A 21,030-nucleotide genomic window follows, 5' to 3' on the forward strand; every position below is an offset into this window, starting at 1 on the left:
CGTCACGGCCGTTTGCGGATGAACACCATGTGGTAGCCCTTGAAGGGACCCGGCGTGAGCCGGAACAGCAGCTCCCAGAACTTGCCCAGGACGATGTTCTCGCCATGATAGAACGGCTGCCCGTCGAAACTGTAGGTGAAGTGCTCGAACCGGTCAGTTGGGAAAAGCCGCTTCCGCGCCGCCTCCGTGTTCATCGTGTAGAGCGGAACGAACGAGTCGATCTCGACCCGCCGCGGCTCGACGAGGCGCAGCACCCGGGCGTGCAGCCGCTTGGGCACGAGCCGCGCCCCGATCCCGACATAGCCCCAGCGATTCGGCGTCCAGGCGCAGAGCCAGCCGCCCGGCGCGAGCACCCGGCCGAGTTCCGCCGCGGTGACCTCGGGGTGCTCGATATGCTCGAGGACCGAGAAGGCCGAGATCAGGTCGAAGCTCCCGTCCGGAAATGGCAGCACCCCGTCGTGACCGATCAGCCGGACCTCGTCGGCCGACCGGTTGCCGAGGACCGCCTCGTCGACGTCGCAGGCGACGACCTGGGCGCAGCGCCCCCGGAAGTCGCCGAGGTGCCGCCGCAGTGGGACCGGGTCATCGCTCCACTTGCCGCGCCCCGCGCCGAACTCCATGACCCGCATGTCGGAGCGGAGCAGCGCGTTGACGCGCACGATGTACTCCATCCGGTGGTCGTGCCGGGAATAGCCCCCGGCCCCCATCTCCCGGAACAGACGCTGTTCGACCGTGACCATGCCTCAGGCTCCTCTGAACGTGCTGCGCCGACGGCGCATATGAAATCCGGGGGATCGGGCGGGCGCCCGACGGTGGCGATCCTCGGCACCCGCGGGGTGCCGGCGGCGCACGGGGGGTTCGAGACGCTGGCGGAGCGCCTCGCGCTGGAGCTCGTGGCGCGCGGCTGGCGGGTCGAGGTCTATTGCCAAGTGCGCGAGCCGGCGCCGCCGATGGTCTGGCGCGGGATCCTGCTGATCCCGGTCGCGGTCCGGGGCGACGGCGCCGTCTCGACGATCGTGTTCGACCTGAAATGCACCCTGCGGGCGGCCTTCCGGCCGGCCCTGCCCCTCGTGCTCGGCTACAACACCGCGGTGTTCTCGCTGCTCTACCGGCTGACCGCCAAGCGCAGCGTGATGAACATGGACGGCATCGAGTGGAAGCGCGACCGCTGGTCGAAGCCCGCCAAGGCCTGGTTCTGGCTGAACGAGCGGCTCGGCAGCCTGTTCTCGACCCACCTCGTGGCGGACCACCCCGAGATCGCCCGGCACCTCGCCCGCCGGACCTCGGCCGCCCGGATCACCACCATCGCGTACGGCGCCGACCCGGTGCTGGAGGCCTCGACCGAGCCGCTGGCGACGTTCGGCCTGCGCCCGCGGGATTACGGCCTGCTGATCGCCCGGGTGGTGCCCGAGAACCTCGTGCTCCAGATCGTCCGGGCCTGGAGCGAGGTCCGGCCGGGCCTGCCGCTGCTCGTGCTGGGCAAGCTCGCGGAGTCCGACCCGTACCACCGCGCCGTCCGCGCGGCGGGCGGGCCGGACGTGATCTTCGCCGGCGCGATCTACGAGGCCGAGCGCGTGGCCGCGCTCCGCTTCCACGCCCGGTTCCACATCCACGGCCACACCGTGGGCGGGACCAACCCGTCGCTGGTCGAGGCGCTGGGGGCGGGCTCGCCGATCCTCGCCCACGACAACCCGTTCAACCGCTGGGTGGCGGGGCCGCAGGCGCTCTACTTCGGCGACGAGACCGAGCTGCGGCGGGGCATCCTCGGCCTGGTGCGGGCCGGGCCGCGCCGCCTCGAGGTCATGGGCGAGGCGTCCCGTCGCCGCCACGCCGAGGCGTTCACGTGGCGCGGCATCTTCGACGCCTACGAGCGCGTGCTGCGCCGTCAGCTGGCGCCCAGGCGCCAGGGCCGGGAGGCGCGGCCGGCCGTCCGCCGGGAGCACGGGCGCGCGTGAGCCGGGCACCGGCCCGGCGCGTCCGGATCTAGCGCCCACGGCCCGCCTCCGGGCCGCGCCCGCCGCTGCGGAGCTGCCGCTGGACCAGCATCGTCACGGTGCCGGCCGGGACGTCCCGGAGGCTGCAGACCCCGATCCCGATCGTCGCGCCCGCGCCGATGGCGACCGCCCCCTGCACGGCGGCGTGCGCGCCGACCACGGCGCCGTCGCCGAGATGGGGGCCGTCGGTGGGGAACGGCTGGCTCGGGAAGAGCCAGTCCCGCGGCCCGACCAGGGTGCCGGGCAGGAGCGTCAGGTCGGCGCCCCCGGTTCCGCAGAAGGCGACCCGCGCCGGGTGCGGAACGAACAGGCCGGGCCCGAGGCGCGAGCCCGGATGCAGGCAGGCGCCGGTCAGCCGCAGGGACAGGTCCGCCACAAGGGCGGCGCAGCGGCGCCAGCCCCGGCCGTGCAGCAGGTGCGCGGTCCGGTGGAGGATCGCCACCTGCATGGCCGGCAGCGTGAGGTGCATCGCGCGCCGCAGCCGCGAGGTCGACTTGCCCCCCGTCGTCTGGCGCAGGACGCGGGCGAAGTCGGCCGCCAGGAGGCGCCGCAGGCCCGGCAGGGTGACGTGGTCGGTCAGCGGGCCGCTCACGCCGCGCCCCCCCGGCCGGGAAGCGGCCGCCAGGGCTGGGGCATGACCTCCTCGTCGGCCTGGACGGGCTTGAGGATGGTGGTCCGCGGGCCGATCCGGGCCCGGTCACCGATCGGGACGGCGCCGAGCACGATGGCGCCCGCCTCCAGGACGACGTCGTCGCCCAGCACCGGCAGGCCGGGGCCGCCGCCGATGTCCTGGTCGGGCTCCTTCAGCAGGCCGCCGATGGAGGCCTGGATCCCGAAGGCGGCGTCGCGGCCCACGGCGCCGGCGATGACCGTCCCGTAGGGCTGCGGCAGGAACAGGCCGCCGGCGATGCGGCTGGAGGGCGGGATGTCGGCGCCCGTCCACCAGCCATTCACCAGCCACAGCAGCCACGCCGCCATCCGCCAGCCGCGCTCGTGGGCGTAGCGGGACAGGCGGTAGAGCCAGACCGCGTGGTAGCCCCGGCGCAGGCGGGCCGGTCCGCCGCCGCGGCGGCGCCAGTGATCGCGGTCGGCGGACAGGGCAGCCCGCACCTCGGCCCACCGGAGACGCCCCGCCTCCGCGTCCGCTCCGCGCGAGAGGCGCAGATCCGGTCCAGCGGCTGTCTCGGACATACGCAGTCCTCCGGTTTTTCCCAACGCGACAACTCTGCAACCATAAATTGAGCTCGCGGTTGCAAGCCATACGCAGCCTGCCACGATGCAATCGTAGGTCGCAGTTTTCAGTCAGGCTTCACCGAGAGATGCTTCGCTTGGTAAACCGATTGTCGGGACGGGGGCGCGCCGGCGGGCTGCGCTACGGCGCGAACCTGCTCGGACAGGCGGCGGGGCGCGGCGTCTACCTCGCGGCCGGCTTCGCGGCCTTCGTGATGGTCGGCCATTTCGCCGGCCCGGCGGCGCTGGGCCGCTACGGCCTCGCCCTGGCGATCCTCGCGGTCGCGCTGATCGCGGCGGATTTCGGCACCACGCTGACCTTCGGGGCGCGGCTCGGCGCGGTCGGGCCGGAGATGCGGGCGGCCGAGTTCGGCCGGATGCTGTCGGCGCGCCTCGTCCTCGGCCTCGGGACGGGTGCCGCGCTCCTCGGCGTCCTGCCGATGCTGCCGGACGCGGTCCGGCCCGCCCTGGCGCTGGCCGCTCTCCTCATGCCGCTCGCGGCCGCCCGCTTCCTCGACGCCCTGTTCCAGGTCTGCGGGCGGCCGGGCTGGTCCGTCTGGCCGTCGCTCGCCAACGCCGCCCTGCTGATCGGCGGGACGGCACTCGCGCTCTGGCTGCAGCTTCCGGAGGCGGCGCTCAGCCTCGTGGCGGTGGCCGCCGGCATCGCGTACGGCGCGGTCGGGCTGGCGCTGGCGCTGCGCCTCGTGCCCGCCCGCCCCGCCTCGCTGCCGCACGCGCTCGCGACGATCCGGGCCGCGGCGGGGGTGGGCGTCTCGAACGCCCTCGGCTCGCTCAACGGCCGGATCAGCCTGATGATGCTGGCCGCCTTCGCGGGCGCGGCCGAGCTCGGCCAGTTCACGGCCGGCTTCCGGTTCTTCGAGCTCGGCGCCGCGGTGGCGATAACCCTGTGCGCCCCGCTGGTGCCGGTCTTCGGGCGCGCCGTCGGGCCCCTGGTCGACGGACGGTCACGCGCCGGCACGACCGCCCTGCGCGCGCGGGTCCGCGGCGCGCTGGTCCCGATCCTCGCCGCGTCCTGCGCCGGAGCGGTGGCGACCTGCGCCCTCGCGGAGCCGCTGGTGCGCCTCGCCTTCGGCCCGGATTTCGGCCGCGCCGTCCCGGTGCTGCGCATCGCCACCGGGATGAGCGTCCTGCTGATCGCCGCCACGATCCTGTTCGCGGGCCTCGTCCCGCTGGGCCGGACCGGCTTCGCGGTGCGCGGGAGCGCGGCGGCCTGCGCCACGAACCTCTTCGCCTGCACGCTGCTGATCCCGTGGGATCCGCTCCTCGGCGCGGGCATCGCCGCGCTGCTCGCCGAGGCCGCGATGCTCGGCGTCCTGGCTCAGGCCTTCTGGCGGGAGGCCGGACCGCCCCTCGCCCTGGCCGACGTGCCGATCCTCGCCGCGCCGGCCCTCCTGACCGCCCTCGCCTGGGCCGCCGGTCCCGCCGCCCTGGCGCCCGCGGCGGTGCCCGCCGCCGCGGCCCTCTCGGCCGCCCTCGCGGGGTGGCTGTGCCTGCGCCGCGCCCCGACCGATCCCCTCGACCTCCCGCTCCCGGAAGCCTCCTCATGAGCGATCGACCCGTGCTCTCGGTCATCATCCCGACCTACAACCGCGCCGACACGCTGCGCTTGTGCCTGAGGGCCTTCGACCGGCAGGAGACGGACGCGCCCTTCGAGATCGTCGTCTGCGACGACGGCTCGACCGACCACACCGGGACGGTCATCAGCCGCGCCGTCGCCACGGCCCGGATCCTCGTGGTGCACCTGCGCCAGGAGAATGCCGGGGCGAACGCCGCCCGCAACCGCGCCATCGCGGCGGCGCGGGGCGCGCGCCTCCTGATCGTCAACGACGACACGATCCCGGTCCCGAGCCTCGTCGAGGCGCACCGCCTCGCCCACGCCCGGCGGGGCGGTCGTGAGACAGCGATCCTCGGACGGATGACGATCGACCCCGCCCTGCCCTTCTCGCCCTTCTCGGCGCTCCACCACGACGCCTCCTACGACGCGCTGGCGGGCCGCGACGCGGTCGGCTGGGACGCGTTCCTGACCTGCAACGTCAGCGTCGACCGGCGCTTCCTGGAGGAGGCGGGCGGCTTCGACCCGAAGCTGTTCTGGCACGAGGACATCGAGCTCGGCGAGCGGCTGGCCCGGCGCGGCATGCGCCTGTTCTACGCGCCCGAGGCGCTGGGCTACCACCACCACCTCCTGGACGAGGCGGCCTACCTGCGGATCGCCGAGCGCGAGGGCGCGGCGCTGGTGCTGTGGTACCGCAAGCGCCCGGACCTCGTGGCGGATCTCGGCCGGCTCGGCCTCGTCGGGCCGCCGCCGCTGGGCGCGGCGGCGCGCCACCGGGTCGCCGACCTCGCCATGCCGCAGGCGCTCCTGCCCGGCTGGCAGATGGCGGCGCGCGCGCTGACGCGGATCAGCCCCGAGGCCGGCCGCAGCGTGTGGCGGCGGCTGTTCCAGCGGCGCAAGCGCCTCGCCATCGCCCGGGCGCTCGCGGCATGAGGTGGCCCCGCACGGTCCTCGGCGCCCTGTCGGCCCTGCTCCTGCCGGTCCTGTCCGCCTGCGGGCCGGCCGACGCGCAGGTGCAGCAGAACATCCTGGTCGATCCCGCCGGCGGCGCGAAGCCCGGCTACACCACGGTGGCGCGGCTCGCCGACGTGCCCTTCGCCAGTCTCGGTCCCGGATCGAGCGTGCTGGTCCGGGGCGGCAGCTACGGCGACGTCGTGTTCGTCGGGTCCCGCGGGACCGCGGCGGCGCCCGTGACGGTGGCGGCAGAACCCGGCACGCAGCCGCGCCTGTCCAACTCCGTGGTGTTCGAGAACGCCGCCTACGTCACGGTCACGGGCCTGAGCGTCCAGGGCGCGGTGAATTCCGGCTTCATCATCCGCCGGGGATCAAGCCACGTCACGGTCGCGGGCTCGACCGTGTCCCGCTCCGGCCTGGGGATCTGGATCGGCGACGGTGCCGGGGCGGGTCACCGCATCACCGGCAACACCCTCGCCGACAACCAGACCCACGGCGTGGCCGTCGACGTGATCAACGCGCCCGCGGAGGATCCGAGCTACATCCTCGACAACACCGTGACCGGCAACGGCATCCACGGGATGGAGATCAACGGCTCCGGCTACGTCGTGGAGGGCAACCGCGTCTCGGGCAACGGCGTGGGGATGTCGGGCACCTCGGGCATCCACGTCTACGCCAAGGATGCCGCCCAGGACGCCGGCGACCGCAACATCATCCGGTACAACATCGTCACCGGCCAGAAGGAGACCACCGGCCAGGACGGCAACGGCATCCAGATCGACCAGTGGTGCGACGGCAACATCGTCGCGTTCAACGTCGCGGCCGACAACGACGGCGCCGGGATCAACCTGTTCGACGCCGGCTCCAACACGGTGGTCAACAACACGACCACCGGCAACATGCGCAATTCCGGCGGCAAGCACGTCTATCGCGGCGAGATCGTGCTGGCCTCCGACTACACCAAGCAGGTCGACCGCACGTCGAACAACCGGGTGCTCAACAACATCGCCTACGCGACCCGGCCGAACGTGGCCGCGATCGTGGTCGAGGCGACCACCACCGACAACAACAACGCGATCGGGCCGAACTTCCTCGGCAGCGCCGTCGGCGCCCCGCTCTACCGCTGGGGCACGCAGGCCACCGGCGACGGGGCGAGCCTGCCGCTCAACGGCCAGGGTCCCGACCTCACCGGCACGCCCGCCTTCCGCGATCCCGCGAACCCCATGGCCGGCGGGCTCGCCCTGACGGCGCCCCCGGCCCGCGCCGGCATCCCGCTCGGCGCCACCCGCGACATCGCCGGCCAGGCCTACGCCCCCGGTGAGGCCCCGACCTTCGGCGCCTACAGGAGCCCGTAACATGCTTCGCATCGGCATCGACGCGCACGTGCTCACCGGCAAGCCGCAGGGCAGCCGGACCTGGCTCGTGAACATCATCGGGCGGGCCGCCGCCCGCCACCCGGACGCCACCTACGTGGTCTATTCCGGCGACCCGGAGGCCTGCGCCCGCATCGTCTCGGGCGACAACATCGAGCACCAACGGCTGCCGCGTGTGCCCGCGACCGTGCGGCTGACCCTGGTCTGGCCGTGGCTGTTCCTGCGCGACCGCCTGGACACGCTGCTGACCACCTACATCGCCCCGCCGCTGGTGCCGGGCGACCGGCAGGTGGTGGTGGTCCACGACATCCTGTTCGAGACGCATCCCGAGTTCTTCCCGTGGTCGATGCGCTGGCGGAACAAGATCCTGACCCGGCTCTCGGCGCGGCGCGCCAAGCTGGTCCTGACCATCTCCGACTACAGCCGCGACTCCATCGCCAACGTCTACGGCATCGCGCGGGAGCGCATCGCCGAGGTGCGCTGCGGCTCCACGCCGCCGCAGGCGGTCACGGAGCGGACGCCGCTCGCCGACGGGCGCCCCTACCTGCTGATGGTCGGCCGGCTGGAGCCGCGGAAGAATCTCGGCCTCGTCCTCGACGCCTTCGCGCGGCTGCCGCAGGGCGCGGCCCGGCTGATCGTGGTCGGCAAGGGCGACGGCGAGCGGCCCGAGACTCTCGACCGCCTCGCCCGGACGCCGGACGCGGTGCACATCGCCGGCATCGACGACCAGGGCCTGTCCGACCTCTACGCCCGGGCCGCCGCCCTGGTCTTCCCGAGCCGCGGCGAGGGCTGGGGCATCCCGGTGCTCGACAGCCTCGCCCGGGGAACCCCCGTCATCGCCTCGAGCCTGACGGCCATCCCGGAAGCCGGCGGCAGCGCGGCGAGCTACTTCGACCCGGACGCGCCCGACCGGGTCGACCGTCTCGCGGAGCTGATGGGCGCGGCGGTCGAGGGGCGGCTGCCCTTCGACGCCTGCGCGGCGCGGGCCCACGCGGCGCGCCACGACTGGGACGGGCCGGCCGCCACCTTCGTCGACCTGATGCGCCGGAGCTTCACGGCCCGCACGCATCTGCGCGACCTGATCCTGGCCGCGCCGAACCTGCGGGGGTGAAGCGTGGGGGTGACGCGCGGGGGTGGCGCGAGAGGGCGCCGTCGGCTCGCCTAGCGCGCGGCCCCGAGCGCGCCGACGGCGGGGCTCTCCGGACCCTCGTCGGCGATGGGATCCTGGATCAGCGTCCAGTAGCCCAGGGCCGCCACCAGGGCGATCACGGCGCCGGTGATGAAGGCCATGGAGAAATGGCCCGTGCCGCCGACGATGAAGCCCGTCACGGTCGGCGCCAGGGCGCCGCCGATGTAGCCGCCGAAATTCTGCATGGCGCCGAGCGACGCCGTGCAGCTGGCCGGCGCCGCCACGGAGGCCATCGCCCAGGCCGACGACGAGCTCATGTAGACCAGGAACAGCGAGGCCGAGATGCAGGCGATCGCGAGGGTGTCGCTCGGCGTCAGCGCCGCCACCACCGTGAACGCGGCGGTCGCCACCAGGGAGCCGACCATCGGGATCTTGCGGCTGCGGATCGGGTCGACGCCGCGGCGGACGAGGACATCGACGACGCGACCGCCCAGGATCCCGCCCAGCACGCCGAAGGCGAAGGGGATCGAGCCGACGAGGCCGGTCTTCTGCAGGGTGAAGTGCCGCTCGATCTCGAGGTAGCTCGGCAGCCACGCGGTGTAGAGCCACGTCATGTAGATGCAGCCGAAATAGCCGACGATCATCCCCCAGCTGGTGCGGAACCCGAAGAGCCGCCGCCACGCGCTCCAGGTGACCGCGCGGCCGGCGTTCGGGGCATCGCCCTCCTCCAGGAAGGCCCGCTCCCCCGGCGTCAGGTCGGTCTCGCGCGGGTTGCGGAACACGAGGTAGACGATCGCCGCGAGGACGAGGCCGGCCGCGCCCATGATGACGAACATCGCCCGCCAGCCGAAGCTCACCATCAGGAAGGTCAGCAGCGGCAGGGCCAGGAAGGTTCCGAGCGAGGAGGCGCAGTTCCAGATCCCCGTGGCGGTGCCGCGCTGGCGGATGTTGAACCAGTCGCGGGAGACGCGGGCGCAGGTCGGGAAATGCGGCGCCTCGCCGATTCCGAGGACGATCCGTGCGCTCACGAATTGCCAGAACGACGTCACCGCGCCGCCGAGCATCTGGCCGAAGGACCAGCAGGTCAGGCCGAGCGTCAGCGTCAGGCGCGGGCCGAGCCGGTCGGCGAGCGCCCCGGCCGGCAGCTGCGCGAAGGCGTAGGCCCAGAGGAAGGCCGAGAGCAGCAGGCCCATGTCGGGGATCGAGAGGCCGAGATCCTCGCGGATCAGCGGGTTGGCCACCGCCAGGGTGGCCCGGTCGACGTAGTTGACGACGCCCGCGGTCACCAGCAGGGCGAGCGAGATCGTCTGGATGCGGCGCACGCGCGGCGTTGCGGCCAGGGCCATCGTGTCCTCCCCGAATGACGGGCCCCTTGGGGGTCTCCGCGGCCGGCCGGTCCTTCGCGACTCGTGGCGGCCGCGGAGCATTCTGCACCGAACGCCGCCGGACGGAAGGGCCGCCGCCCCTCGCCTCGCGGCGCCGGGCGTCGTAGACGGGCCGCTCCGTCACCCTCCGAGTCCGCCCGTTGCGCCTGATCCAGATCACCCACCACGACCTCGACGGCTACGGCGCCTCGACGGTCGCCGCCGCCTGCGCCCCGGTCGAGCGCGTCGTCCACGTGCCCCGCTACAGCGATGTCGGCCCGGTCTTCGAGGACGAGATCAAGCGCCTCGGCCGCGCGGCGGAGCGCGAGATCCTGCTGATGACCGACCTCGGCCTGGAGGAGCAGACCATCGCGGGCCTGAAGAAGTTCGCCGCGATGAACCGGCGCCGCGAGGACGGGCAGAAGCACCGCCTCGTGGTCCTCGACCACCACGCCTCCTCCCTCGACCAGATGCGGCGCCTGGGCCTGGACGCGGCGCCCGACGCCGAGCGGCCGGCGCTCCACCGGATCGACCTGGGCGACCCCGAGATCGCCGTGCTGATCGAGGACGACATCTGCGCCACGCGGATGGCCTTCGAGCACCGGGCCCTGTTCGCCGCGCACGAGCCCGCGACCGACCTGTCGAGCCTGCTCACCGCGGTCGACGCCCTCGACCTCTGGCGCAAGGAGAGCCCCGCCTTCCGGGGCGGCCTCGCCCTGGACGAGCTGTTCTGGGAGGTCGTGTCGAGCTACGTGCCGGTCGGGCATCCCTGGCACGACCGGTTCGTGTCCGAGATCCTGCTCGCGGCCGCCGCCGCCCTGCGGGACGGGGCGAGCCCGGCCGAGCTGGAGCGCCGCGCCTCGGCGCTCCGCGCCGGCGTGGTCGACACCCTGCTGCGCGACGCGCCGGACGACGACCCGGCGCTGACGACGCGCATGCGGCTTGCCCGGGCGCTCGCCCGCTCGGATTCCCTGTTCCGCCCGCTCAAGGACGGCACGCTCCTGTCCTTCGCCCTCGATTCGGGCACCTTCCAGCGGGTCTCCGACCTGATCATGGACGCGGGCCGGGCCAAGCGCGTGGTCAACGTCCAGCGGATGGGCACGCTGTCGTTCCGGTCCAACGACGGCACGGCGCTCGACGGCGCCCGCCTGTTCCGCGGCGGCGGCCACCGCGACGCGGCGGGCGGCCGGCTCCAGAGCGGCTCGGCCTTCTCGATGGCGGACGCGATCGCCCAGGTGGAGCCGGTGCTGAACCCGGAGAAGCCCGCGGGTTCGGACAGCCCCTTCGCGGCGCTGAAGAACTGGAAGAGCTGAGCGGCCGGCCGCCCTGCCCGTGCGGGCGCGGCCGGCCTAGAGCCGGAAATCCTCGCCGAGATAGAGCCGGCGCGCGTCCGGGTTCGCCACGATCTCCTCGGGCGTGCCCTCGGTGAGGATGCGGCCGGAATGGGCGATGTAGGCGCGGTCGATCAGGCCCAGCGTCTCGCGGACGTTGTGGTCGGTGATCAGCACGCCGATGCCGCGCTGCTTCAGGTGCTTCACGAGGTCCTGGATGTCGCCGACCGCGATCGGGTCGATGCCCGCGAAGGGCTCGTCCAGCAGCATGAAGGTCGGCGACGAGGCGAGCGCCCGGGCGATCTCGCAGCGCCGCCGCTCGCCGCCCGAGAGCGCGATCGAGGGCGACTTGCGCAGGCGCGCGATGTCGAACTCCTCGAGCAGCGAGTCGAGCTTGCGCGCGCGCGCCTTGCGGTCCGGCTCGACCACCTCCAGCACCGCCCGGATGTTGTCCTCCACGGTGAGCCCGCGGAAGATCGAGGCCTCCTGCGGCAGGTAGCCGATCCCGAGCCGCGCCCGCTGGTACATGGGCAGGTGCGTGATCGGCAGGCCGTCCAGGGTGATGTGGCCGCGATCGGCCGCCACCAGCCCGGTGATCATGTAGAAGATCGTGGTCTTGCCGGCGCCGTTCGGCCCGAGCAGCCCGACGGCCTCGCCGGTGCGCACGGTGAGGCCGGCCTCGTGGACGACCGTGCGGGCGCCGTAGCTCTTGCGCAGGCCGCGCACGCTGAGGATGCCGAGACCGCCCTCCTCGGCCGCGGACCAGCCGTCGGCCTCGGCCGGCTGTTCGGCCTGCCGCGCGCGCCGGCCGAACAGCCGGCCGAGCCAGCCCGTCCGGGCCGGCTCCTGCGGGCCCGCCTGGAACGCCACGGCGCCGCTCAATCGACCTGCGCCTTCGGCCTGGGCGGCGGCTGGCTGCAGCCCTTCGCCTTGCCGTCCTTGGCGTCGGACTTCTCGCCGGGCACGAACAGGGCCGAGACGCGGCCGCCCGCAACGGGGTCCATGTTCGCGCGCCCGGTGTTCATGTCGTAGACGAGCCGCTGCCCGCGGGTGACGTTCTGGCACTGGCTCAGGACGACGTTGCCGGTCAGCACGATCCGCTTGGCGTCCTGGTCGAACACCGCGTGATCGCCCGTGGCGACTTGGTCCTTCTGCACCACCGTCACCGGCCCGGCGCAGTCGACCTTCTGGATCCCGTTCTCGGCGGGGTTCCGCGGCGCCGCGTCGGCGCCCTCGTCCCGCGCCTCGGGCTTGGCGTCGCCCTTGGCGCCCTTGCCCGGCGCGTCCTTGCCGCGCTTGTAGGTCACCGTCATGGTCGAGCAGCGGATGGTGCTGTCGCCCTGCACGGCCACGACGTTGCCGGCGAAGACCGCCTTGTTCTCTCGGTCGAACACGTCGAGCCGGTCGGCGTCGATCTTGATCGGATCCTTGCCGCCGCCGCCGATATTGCCGAAGGGCGAATCCTTGCGCGCCGGCTTCTCGGCCAGCGCCGGACCGGCGAGGACCAGCCCGGCCGCCAGGGCGGCGCAGAGGAGGCGGGCGGCGCTCATCGGGCACCGTCCGCGGCTTCGGCGTCCGAGGTCAGGATGCGGGCCTGGGGCTTCTCCCCCGGCGCGTCGCTGACGATGACCACGTGGACGTTGCCCACGAAGGAGATCCGCTTGCCGTTCTCGACGACGTCGAGGGTGTCGGCCTTCACGTTGGCCCGCGCGCTCGAGACGGTGACGGGCTCCTGCGAGCTGATGGAGCCGGTCTTGAACGCGACGGCGGCGGAGCGCAGGCGCGCCTCCTCGCCCTTGTCGGTCCAGATGCGGATGTCGTCCTTCAGGTCGAGCGCCTCGCGGGCGGTGTCGAACAGGCCCGACGTCGCCGAGAGGCGGGCGATGCCGCCCTGGTCGTCGGTGGCGATGTGGCCGCGCATCTGCTGCAGCTCGATCTGGCTCGGCTTGCGGACGTCCTGGAGGGCGGCGTCGGCCGTCACCTCGTAGCCGCGCGTGCCCTGGCGGAAGCCCGAGAGCCGCGGGTTCTCCATGCGGACCTTGGAGCCGGCCAGCGTCACCGGGCCGACCGAGACGCCCGGCAGCTGCGCCGCGAAGGGATTGAACAGGTAGCCCAGCAGCAGCGCCACCGCGCCGCCGGCGACCACCGGAATCAGCCGGCGCATGGTGCGCACGCGTCCGCTGTGGCGGTACGCCCGGGCGTGGGCCCGGGTCCGCGCCGCCGCGACCGCCTGTCCGTTGCCGGCTTCAGCCTCGACCGGGTTCATGCAGCGTCCGTGAGGCGCGCCCGAGGCGCGCGAGAGGGTTCGGCTCAGACGCCTGCGGCCCCCACCGCGCCCGCGCCTTCGGCCGGGCAATGATCCCGACCGGTGGCGAAGTTATGGCTCGACCATTTCCGAATGATCAACCGAACCCACAATCATCCCGAACGGATGTGTGTGGAGACACACGCCGCGCGCGGCCTCCCGGCAGCGCGCGGCGCGGGTCTCCGTAGTCCTACGCGCCCCGCGCGGCCGCGAGCGCCGCCGCCACCGTGCGGGCGAAGGCCGCCGGGTCGCGGGGGCTGTCGCCGTCCTGGATGCGGGCGAGGTCGAGGAGCGTGCCGGCGGCCTGCGGCACCTCCGATTCGGGTGCCGCGGCCAGCGCCCGAATCAGCGGGTGGCGCGGGTTGATCTCTAGGACCGGCTGCCCGGCACCGGCCCGCCCGGCCCGGCGCATGAGCCGCTGCATCTGCAGGTCGGGTCCGCCGGTGCCGGCCGAGAGGACCACGGCCGAATCGACGAGCCGGTCGGTGGTGCGCACGTCCGAGACCTCGGCGCCGAGGGCCGTCTTCACGGCGGCGACGAAGGCGTCGATGCCCTCCGGCGCCTCCGGCTGCTCGCCATCCGGCGCGAACTTCGACAGGTCGAGGCCGCCCTTGGTGATCGAGCGGAGCGGCTTCTCGTCGAAGGTGCCGAGCTGATCGGGCCAGAAGGCGTCGACGTGGTCGGAGAGGAGCAGCACCTCGAGGCCGCGGGCCCGGAAGCCCTCCAGCTGCGGCGACGACTTGAGCGCCTCGGCGTCGTCGGCGACGAGGTAGTAGATCGCCTCCTGGCCGTCCTTCATGCGGGACACGTAGTCGGGCAGCGAGGTCCAGCCCTCGACCGCCGAGGAGCGGAAGCGCAGGAGCGGCGCGATCTCGCCCCGGCGCTCGAAATCCTCGTAGATGCCCTCCTTGAGGACGGGGCCGAAATTCTCCCAGAAGGACTGGTAGCCCTCCGCGTCCTTGGCGCGGGTGGTGAGTTCGGAGACGACGCGCCCGGTGACCGCGCGGCGGATCCGGGCGAGCGCCGGGGTCGATTGCAGCATCTCGCGGGAGACGTTCAGCGGCAGGTCCTCGGTGTCGACGACGCCCTGGACGAAGCGCAGCCACGGCGGCAGCAGCTCGGCCTCGTCGGTGATGAACATCCGCCGGACATGCAGCCGGACCTTGCTCTGCCGCTCGTTCTCGAGGGCCTGGAACGGCTTCGAGCCGGGAATGAACAGAAGCGCGGAGAACTCGAGCTGCCCCTCGGCGCGCCAGTGGAGCGTCGCCCACGGCTTGTCGAAGTTCATGCCGATGGAGTGGTAGAATTCCTCGTACTGCTCCTCGGTGACCTCGGACTTCGCCTTGCGCCAGAGCGCGGTGCCCTGGTTGGCCGACTCGTCCTTGCCGTCGCGCACGACCGCGATCGGCACCGTGATGAAGTCGGCCCATTTCCGCACGAGATGGTCGAGGCGGTAGGGCTCGAGGTACTCGTCGGCATCCGCCTTGAGGTGCAGCACGATGTCGGTGCCGGGCTCGGCCCGCGTCGCCGGCTCCAGCGTGTAGCTGCCCTGTCCCTCCGAGGCCCAGGTCCAGGCCTCGTCGCTGCCGGCGCGGCGCGACGTGACGGTGACGCGGTCGGCGACCATGAAGGCCGAGTAGAAGCCGACGCCGAACTGGCCGATCAGGCTCGGCCGGTCCTCGGCCTTGGCGGATTCGAGCGTCTGCGAGAAGGCCCGCGTGCCGGAGCGCGCGATGGTGCCGAGGTTGGTGGCGAGATCCTCCTTGGTCATGCCGATGCCGGCGTCCGACACGGTCAGGGTCCGCGCCTCCTTGTCGGGCGCGATGCGGACCTTGGCGTCCGGCGGCAGCGCGCTCGCCGCCGAGGTCAGGGCCTCGAACCGCCGCCGGTCCATGGCGTCGGCCGCGTTGGCGACGAGTTCGCGCAGGAAGATCTCGCGGTCGGAGTAGAGCGCGTGCACGACGAGGTCGAGGAGGCGTCCCACCTCCGCCCCGAATTCGTGCCGCTCGATCGTCTCGCTCACGGGTGATGCCTCCGCTGTGGGGAAATTGCGGTGGCGATATGCTGGCGAACGGGGCCGTTTTCAATGCGAAAGACGGCCGGCCCCGGCCTCCGACGCGCGCCTCGGGCAGCGCCCCCGCGCGCCGCGGCCGGTCAGATCTCGATCTCGGTGCCCACCTCGACGATCTGCCGGGTCGGCAGGCCGAAATGGGCGCCGGTGCGCTCGGCGTTCCGCTTCATGAAAGCGAACAGGCCCTCCCGCCACGGCGCCATGCCGGGATGGGTCGGTGACGGGATCACCACCTCGTGGCCCACGAAATACGTCATGTCCTCCAGATATTCCGGCGGCAGCAGCCCGCTCGCCACCGCGCATTGCAGCCCCTCGGGGATCGAGGCGGTCTGCATGAAGCCGTAGCGCAGCACGACGCGCTCCATGCCGGGCGTGTACTTCGAGATCGCCTTGCGGATCCCCTGCGCCACCAGCGTGACCTGCGCCCGCTCGCTCGCCGGGATCACCGGCTCCTCCTCGTAGACGACGGTGATCAGCAGGATCCGCTCGTGCAGGCAGCGGCTGCGCTCCAGCAGGCGGCCGAGCGCCATCGGGATGCCCTCGGTGGCGGCGGTCAGGAAGGCCGCAGTGCCGGGCAGCGTCACCGGCGGGTGCGAGCCGAGGCTGGAGAGGAAGGAGGCCTCGGACATGCGCATGGTCTGGCGGACGGATTCGAGGACGTGGTTGCCCTTCATCCAGGTCAGCATCAGGAAGGCGACCACGCCGGCGAGCAGCAGCGGAAACCAGCCGCCCTCGAACAGCTTCACGCTGTTGGCGGAGAAGAACACGAGGTCGATGCCGAGGAAGAAGCCGTTGACCGCGAGGACCAAGACCGGGTTGTAGCCCCAGCGGAGCGCGATCAGCGCGGCGAGCAGCGTGGTGATGCCCATGAGCGCCGAGACCGCGATGCCGTAGGCGCCGGCCAGGGCGTCGGAGGAGCCGAACACCACCACGGCCGTCAGGGTCGCCACGGCGAGCAGCCAGTTCACCGCCGGCACGTAGATCTGGCCGCGCTCGTCCTCATCGGTGTGCACCACCCGCATCATCGGCATGAAGCCGAGCTGGATCGACTGCTGGGTGAGCGAGTAGACGCCCGAGATCACCGCCTGCGAGGCGATGACGGTCGCCATCGTGGCGAGCGCCACCAGCGGGTAATGCGCCCAGTCCGGCGCGAGCCGGTAGAACGGGTTCTCGATCGCGCTCGGGTCGGCGATGATCAGCGCGCCCTGGCCGCAATAGTGGATCAGCAGCGCCGGTAGCACGAGGCCGAACCACGCGATCCGGATCGCCGGGGCGCCGAAATGGCCGAGATCGGCGTACATCGCCTCGCCGCCGGTCACCGCCAGGAAGGCCGCGCCGAGCATCAGGAAGCTGACATGCCAGCCGGCATGGATCAGGAAGTCCACCGCCCGGAACGGGTTGGCCGCCGCCAGGATCTCCGGCGCGTGCAGGATGCTCGGGACCGCGAGCAGGACCAGGACGACGAACCAGACGAGCATGACCGGCCCGAACACCCGCCCGATGGCGGCGACGCCCTTGTGCTGGACCAGGAACAGCCCGACCAGGATGGCGAGGGTGATCGGCACGACGTACGGCCCGAGCGCCGGCGCGTCGATCTTCAACCCCTCGATCGCCGACAGCACCGAGATCGCCGGCGTGATCGCGCCGTCGCCGTAGAGCAGCGCCGCGCCCACCAGCCCGACCACCAGCAGCAGCGCCTTCCACGTCCCCGGCCTGGCATGCCGCGCGCCGAGCAGCGCCAGCATGGCGACGATGCCGCCCTCGCCGCGGTTGTCGGCGCGCAGGATCAGCACCGCGTATTTCAGCGACACGATCAGGATCAGCGACCACAGGATCAGCGACACCGCGCCGGTGGCCGCCGCCGGCACCGAGGCGCCGCCGCTGGTCGCGGCCTTCACCGCCTCCTTGAACGCGTAGAGCGGGCTCGTGCCGATATCGCCGTACACGACGCCCAGCGCGCCCAGCATCAGCGCGCCGCCGGGCCCGTGCCGGACCGCGCCGGGCTTGCGTGCCACCGGCGCCGCCGGACGATCGACCGCCGGGGCAGCCGCGGAAGGCAGGGCTTGGCTCACGGTCGGGTCCGGTCGATGGCGTCGCGGTTGGCCGAAATCTTAGCGAGTCGGTCGCGCGGCGATAGACTCGGCAGATCTCCCGAGCGACCGCGGCGAAGACTTGTCACCCGAACGTGATGACAGTCGAGCGACCGCTTCGGCCCCGCCGCGCCGGCGGCGCGCGGGGCCCGCCGGTCAGGCGGCGTCGAGCCCCAGGTCGATGATCGCCGCCGAATGGGTGATCCAGCCGCAGGAGATCAGATCGACCCCCGAGGCCGCGACGGCCCCGACCGTCTCGCGGGTGATCCGGCCCGACGCCTCGGACAGGGCGCGCCCGTCGATCATCGCCACGGCGCGGCGGAGCAGGTCGGGCCCCATATTGTCGAGGAGCACCGCGTCGATCCCGACCGACAGGGCCTCCTCCAGCTGCTCCAGGCTGTCGACCTCGCACTCGATCTTCACCAAGTGGCCGGCCCGGGACCGGGCGCGCTCGATCGCCGGGACGATGCCGCCGGCCACCGCCACGTGGTTGTCCTTGATCAGCACCGCGTCGTCGAGGCCGAAGCGGTGGTTCGAGCCGCCGCCGGCCCGGACCGCGTGCTTCTCCAGGGCGCGCAGGCCCGGCGTCGTCTTGCGGGTGCAGACGATCGAGGCCTTGCCGTGCGGGCGCGCGGCCTCGACGAGGCCGTGGGTGGCGGTGGCCACGCCCGACATCCGGCAGAGCAGGTTCAGCGCCACGCGCTCGGCCGTCAGGATCGCCCGCGCCGGCCCCTCGAGGCGCAGCACCACGTCGCCCGGCGCCACGCGGGCGCCGTCGCCGCGCTCGACCGTCACGCTGACGGCCGGGTCCACCAGCGCGAAGGCGATGGCGGCGGCGTCGGTGCCCGAGATGACGCCGTCCTGCCGGGAGGCGATCACGCCGCGCATCCGCTCGCCCGGGGGGACGATGGCGTCGGTGGTGATGTCGCCGGCCCGGCCGAGATCCTCCAGCAGGGCGGCGCGCACCACGGGCTCCACGAGGAGCCGCGGCAGGGGGAGGATCTCATCGGAGAGAACCGACTGGGTCATGGCGTCAGCGCCTCCTCGGCGGACGGGGTCGCGGCGATCGGGTCGGCCAGCGCGGCCTCGGTGTGCGCGGCCGCGGCGAGATGGGGGAAGTCGCTGCGCCAGTGGGCGCCGCGGCTCTCCCGGCGGCCGAGCGCACCGCGGGCGATGAGCAGCGCCACGAGGGCGGCGTCGCAGGTCTCAGCCCCCGCCTCGAGGACGGCGACGGCTTCCTCGAGGCCGGCGGCGTCGCGCACGACGCCGACCCTGCGCTCCATCAGCGCGCGGATCGCCGGCAGGTCGCCGGCGGCACGGACAGACACGGCCTCGGGCACGATCGCGGCGGGCGGCGGCGTGTCGAGCCCGTCGGCGATGAAGCGCGCGTAGGCGAGGCCCTCCAGCAGGGAGTTGCTGGCGAGCCGGTTGGCGCCGTGGAGGCCCGTCGAGGCGACCTCGCCGCAGGCGTAGAGGCCCGGCACCGAGGTGGCGCCGTACGCGTCCACCTTCACGCCGCCCATGTGGTAGTGCGCCGCCGGGCGGACCGGGATCGCCTGCACGGCCGGGTCGATGCCGGCAGCGGCGCAGAGCCCCGCCACGGTCGGGAACCGCGTCGGCATCGCGGCGCCGAGCGCGCCGCGGGCGTCGAGGTAGACCGTGCGGCCCCGCTGCAGCGCCTGGAAGATGCCGCGGGCGACCACGTCGCGCGGCGCGAGGTCGCCGCCCGCGATGCCGGCCATCACGGCGGCGCCGGTCTCGTCGATGAGGCGGGCGCCCTCGCCGCGCAGGGCCTCGGTGGCGAGCGGCATCGGGTCGGCGCCGGCCGCGATGGCGGTCGGGTGGAACTGCACGAACTCCATGTCGCGCATCACCGCGCCGGCCCGGGCGGCGAGCGCCAGCCCGCGGCCGACGGCGCCCGGCGGGTTGGTGGTCGCCGCGTAGAGGGCGCCGACGCCGCCGGTGGCGAGCACCACCGCGCGGGCCGGGATGCGGAACAGCGCGCCGTCGCGCTCGGCGACGATGCCGGCCACCGCCCCGCGCGTGTCCCGGAGCAGGTCGCAGGCCCGCGCCGTGACGACCTCCACGGACGGCGCCGACAGCACGGCCCGGACGAGCCCTTCGAGGACGCGGGCGCCGGTGGCGTCGCCGCCGGAGCGGACGATGCGGCGGCGACCATGGGCCGCCTCGAGCCCGAGGGCCAGCGCGCCGTCGTCGGTGCGGTCGAACGGGACGCCGATCCGCACGAGCCAGTCGATCAGCGCGGGGCCCTCCGCGGCGACCCGGAGCGCCACGTCGGGCTCGGCGAGCCCGGCGCCGGCGGCCTCCGTGTCGGCGGCGTGGAGCGCCGCCGCGTCGTCGGCGCCGACCGCGGCCGCGATGCCGCCCTGGGCCCAGCCGGTGGCGGTGCCGAGGCCGAGGGCCGAGGCCGTGACCAGCGTCACCGGGCGGGGCGCGAGGCGCAGCGCGACGCTGAGGCCCGCGACGCCGCCGCCGACCACGACGACGCGGTCGGCGCTGTTCGGGGAGATCGCGTTCATCGTGTGCGCACCTCGAGCATGCGCTCGACCGCGGCCCGGGCGCGGTCGGCGAGCGCCGGGTCGACCGTGACCTCGTGGGTCATCGTCTCGAGCGACCGCCGGATGTTGCGCAGGCTCATCCGCTTCATGTGCGGGCACATGTTGCAGGGCTTGATGAACTCGATGTCCGGGTTCTGCGCCGCGATGTTGTCCGCCATGGAGCACTCGGTGACGAGCACCACTTGCTTCGGCCGCTTCTCGACGACGAAGTCCATCATCATGGCGGTGGAGCCGGAGAAGTCCGACTCGGCCACCACGTCGGGCGGGCATTCCGGGTGCGCGATCACCGTCACGCCGGGATAGCTGTCGCGGACGTCGCGGATGTCGGCCGGTGTGAAGCGCTCGTGCACCTCGCAGTGGCCGGCCCAGGTCAGGATCTCGACCTCCGGGATCTCGGCCTGGACGTTCTGCGCGAGGAACTCGTCGGGGATCATGAGGACGCGGGGGGCGTTCAGCGACCTGACCACCGCGACGGCGTTGCCGGAGGTGCAGCACAGGTCGGACTCGGCTTTCACGGCCGCCGAGGTGTTCACGTAGGTCACGATCGGCACGCCCGGATACTTGGCGTGCAGGCCGCGCACGTCCGCGGCGGTGATCGAATCGGCCAGCGAGCAGCCGGCGCCCAAGTCGGGGATGAGCACGGTCTTGCTCGGGTTCAGGAGCTTGGCCGTCTCGGCCATGAAGTGGACGCCCGCCAGCACGATCACGTCGGCGTTCACGTTCACCGCCTCGCGGGCCAGCGCGAGGCTGTCGCCCACGATGTCGGCCACCGTGTGGAAGATCTCGGGCGCCTGGTAGTTGTGCGCCAAGATCACGGCGTTGCGCTCCCGCTTCAGGCGCAGGATCGCCTCGATGTCGGGGGCGAGCGCCGGCCACTCGATCGCGGGGACGTGCCGGCTGACGCGTGCGTACAGATCCGGAAGGGGCAGGCCCGGGATCGTCGTGCGGGAGACGGGTGCAACGGTCGCCGTCATGGCGTCCTCCATTATGCTCAGTTTGAGCATTGTGCCGTCTAACTTATGGGGACCGGACGCGCC

At 73.2% G+C, this 21,030-nt stretch carries 18 protein-coding genes; 6 read left to right on the top strand and 12 right to left on the bottom strand.

Annotation, left to right across the window (positions count from 1 at the left end):
- Positions 1-2 precede the first annotated feature (2 nt).
- Positions 3-740: a class I SAM-dependent methyltransferase gene (locus tag ACLBX8_RS05015; protein WP_020090574.1), complete on the bottom strand. Its 738-nt coding sequence runs from the start codon at positions 738-740 to the stop codon at positions 3-5.
- Between the two features lie 39 nt (positions 741-779).
- On the opposite strand from ACLBX8_RS05015, the gene ACLBX8_RS05020 reads away from it, so the two are divergent.
- Positions 780-1,955: a DUF1972 domain-containing protein gene (locus tag ACLBX8_RS05020; RefSeq protein ID WP_056531829.1), complete on the top strand. Its 1,176-nt coding sequence runs from the start codon at positions 780-782 to the stop codon at positions 1,953-1,955.
- 28 nt (positions 1,956-1,983) lie between these two features.
- Here ACLBX8_RS05020 and ACLBX8_RS05025 read toward each other — a convergent pair whose 3' ends face one another.
- Both ACLBX8_RS05025 and ACLBX8_RS05030 read right to left on the bottom strand, forming a co-directional pair.
- The gene (locus ACLBX8_RS05025) at positions 1,984-2,586 is read right to left on the bottom strand and encodes a serine acetyltransferase (RefSeq protein WP_447698442.1); all 603 of its coding nucleotides are present in this window, start codon (positions 2,584-2,586) and stop codon (positions 1,984-1,986) included.
- Complete coding sequence (locus tag ACLBX8_RS05030; RefSeq protein ID WP_447698441.1) at positions 2,583-3,185, bottom strand: serine acetyltransferase; 603 nt, start codon at positions 3,183-3,185, stop codon at positions 2,583-2,585. The genes ACLBX8_RS05025 and ACLBX8_RS05030 overlap by 4 nt, the downstream gene beginning before the upstream one ends.
- 128 nt (positions 3,186-3,313) lie before the next feature.
- Between ACLBX8_RS05030 and ACLBX8_RS05035 the strand changes: the two genes are divergently transcribed.
- Genes ACLBX8_RS05035 through ACLBX8_RS05050 form a run of 4 tightly spaced genes read left to right on the top strand, consistent with a single transcriptional unit; the run spans position 3,314 to position 8,235 of the window.
- Complete coding sequence (locus tag ACLBX8_RS05035; protein WP_447698440.1) at positions 3,314-4,792, top strand: lipopolysaccharide biosynthesis protein; 1,479 nt, start codon at positions 3,314-3,316, stop codon at positions 4,790-4,792.
- The gene (locus tag ACLBX8_RS05040) at positions 4,789-5,730 is read left to right on the top strand and encodes a glycosyltransferase family 2 protein (protein ID WP_447698439.1); all 942 of its coding nucleotides are present in this window, start codon (positions 4,789-4,791) and stop codon (positions 5,728-5,730) included. The genes ACLBX8_RS05035 and ACLBX8_RS05040 overlap by 4 nt, the downstream gene beginning before the upstream one ends.
- Positions 5,727-7,106, top strand: coding sequence for a right-handed parallel beta-helix repeat-containing protein (locus tag ACLBX8_RS05045; RefSeq protein ID WP_447698438.1), 1,380 nt, complete (start codon positions 5,727-5,729; stop codon positions 7,104-7,106). Before ACLBX8_RS05040 ends, ACLBX8_RS05045 begins: the two co-directional genes overlap by 4 nt.
- A 1-nt stretch (position 7,107) precedes the next feature.
- Positions 7,108-8,235, top strand: a complete 1,128-nt coding sequence (locus ACLBX8_RS05050) for a glycosyltransferase family 4 protein (RefSeq protein ID WP_100250707.1) — start codon at positions 7,108-7,110, stop codon at positions 8,233-8,235.
- A 50-nt stretch (positions 8,236-8,285) separates the two neighbouring features.
- Here the strand turns inward: ACLBX8_RS05050 and ACLBX8_RS05055 are convergent, their stop codons facing one another.
- Entirely contained in the window at positions 8,286-9,599 is a 1,314-nt protein-coding gene (locus tag ACLBX8_RS05055; RefSeq protein WP_020090582.1) for an MFS transporter, read from the bottom strand.
- 179 nt (positions 9,600-9,778) lie between these two features.
- Here ACLBX8_RS05055 and ACLBX8_RS05060 point away from each other — a divergent pair, with 179 nt between their 5' ends.
- Positions 9,779-10,930, top strand: coding sequence for a dimethylmenaquinone methyltransferase (locus ACLBX8_RS05060; RefSeq protein WP_447698437.1), 1,152 nt, complete (start codon positions 9,779-9,781; stop codon positions 10,928-10,930).
- 36 nt (positions 10,931-10,966) lie between these two features.
- Here ACLBX8_RS05060 and lptB read toward each other — a convergent pair whose 3' ends face one another.
- From lptB to nadA, 8 genes are all read right to left on the bottom strand, one after another.
- A complete protein-coding gene (lptB, locus tag ACLBX8_RS05065; RefSeq protein WP_419149853.1) occupies positions 10,967-11,818 on the bottom strand; it encodes an LPS export ABC transporter ATP-binding protein in 852 nt (283 codons plus the stop codon).
- Between the two features lie 8 nt (positions 11,819-11,826).
- On the bottom strand, positions 11,827-12,498 hold the full coding sequence (locus tag ACLBX8_RS05070; protein ID WP_056531813.1) for an LptA/OstA family protein: 672 nt from the start codon (positions 12,496-12,498) through the stop codon (positions 11,827-11,829).
- Complete coding sequence (lptC, locus tag ACLBX8_RS05075) at positions 12,495-13,214, bottom strand: LPS export ABC transporter periplasmic protein LptC (protein ID WP_042671243.1); 720 nt, start codon at positions 13,212-13,214, stop codon at positions 12,495-12,497. Before lptC ends, ACLBX8_RS05070 begins: the two co-directional genes overlap by 4 nt.
- Positions 13,215-13,443: 229 nt before the next feature.
- Entirely contained in the window at positions 13,444-15,276 is a 1,833-nt protein-coding gene (gene htpG, locus ACLBX8_RS05080; protein ID WP_447698436.1) for a molecular chaperone HtpG, read from the bottom strand.
- 131 nt (positions 15,277-15,407) lie between these two features.
- Complete coding sequence (locus ACLBX8_RS05085; protein ID WP_447714752.1) at positions 15,408-17,291, bottom strand: potassium transporter Kup; 1,884 nt, start codon at positions 17,289-17,291, stop codon at positions 15,408-15,410.
- Between the two features lie 279 nt (positions 17,292-17,570).
- Positions 17,571-18,443: a carboxylating nicotinate-nucleotide diphosphorylase gene (nadC, locus tag ACLBX8_RS05090; RefSeq protein WP_042671249.1), complete on the bottom strand. Its 873-nt coding sequence runs from the start codon at positions 18,441-18,443 to the stop codon at positions 17,571-17,573.
- Entirely contained in the window at positions 18,440-19,954 is a 1,515-nt protein-coding gene (locus tag ACLBX8_RS05095) for an L-aspartate oxidase (RefSeq protein WP_447698435.1), read from the bottom strand. Before ACLBX8_RS05095 ends, nadC begins: the two co-directional genes overlap by 4 nt.
- Entirely contained in the window at positions 19,951-20,967 is a 1,017-nt protein-coding gene (nadA, locus tag ACLBX8_RS05100) for a quinolinate synthase NadA (RefSeq protein ID WP_447698434.1), read from the bottom strand. The genes ACLBX8_RS05095 and nadA overlap by 4 nt, the downstream gene beginning before the upstream one ends.
- Between the last annotated feature and the right edge of the window lie 63 nt (positions 20,968-21,030).

Source organism: Methylobacterium sp. D48H, assembly GCF_053345715.1.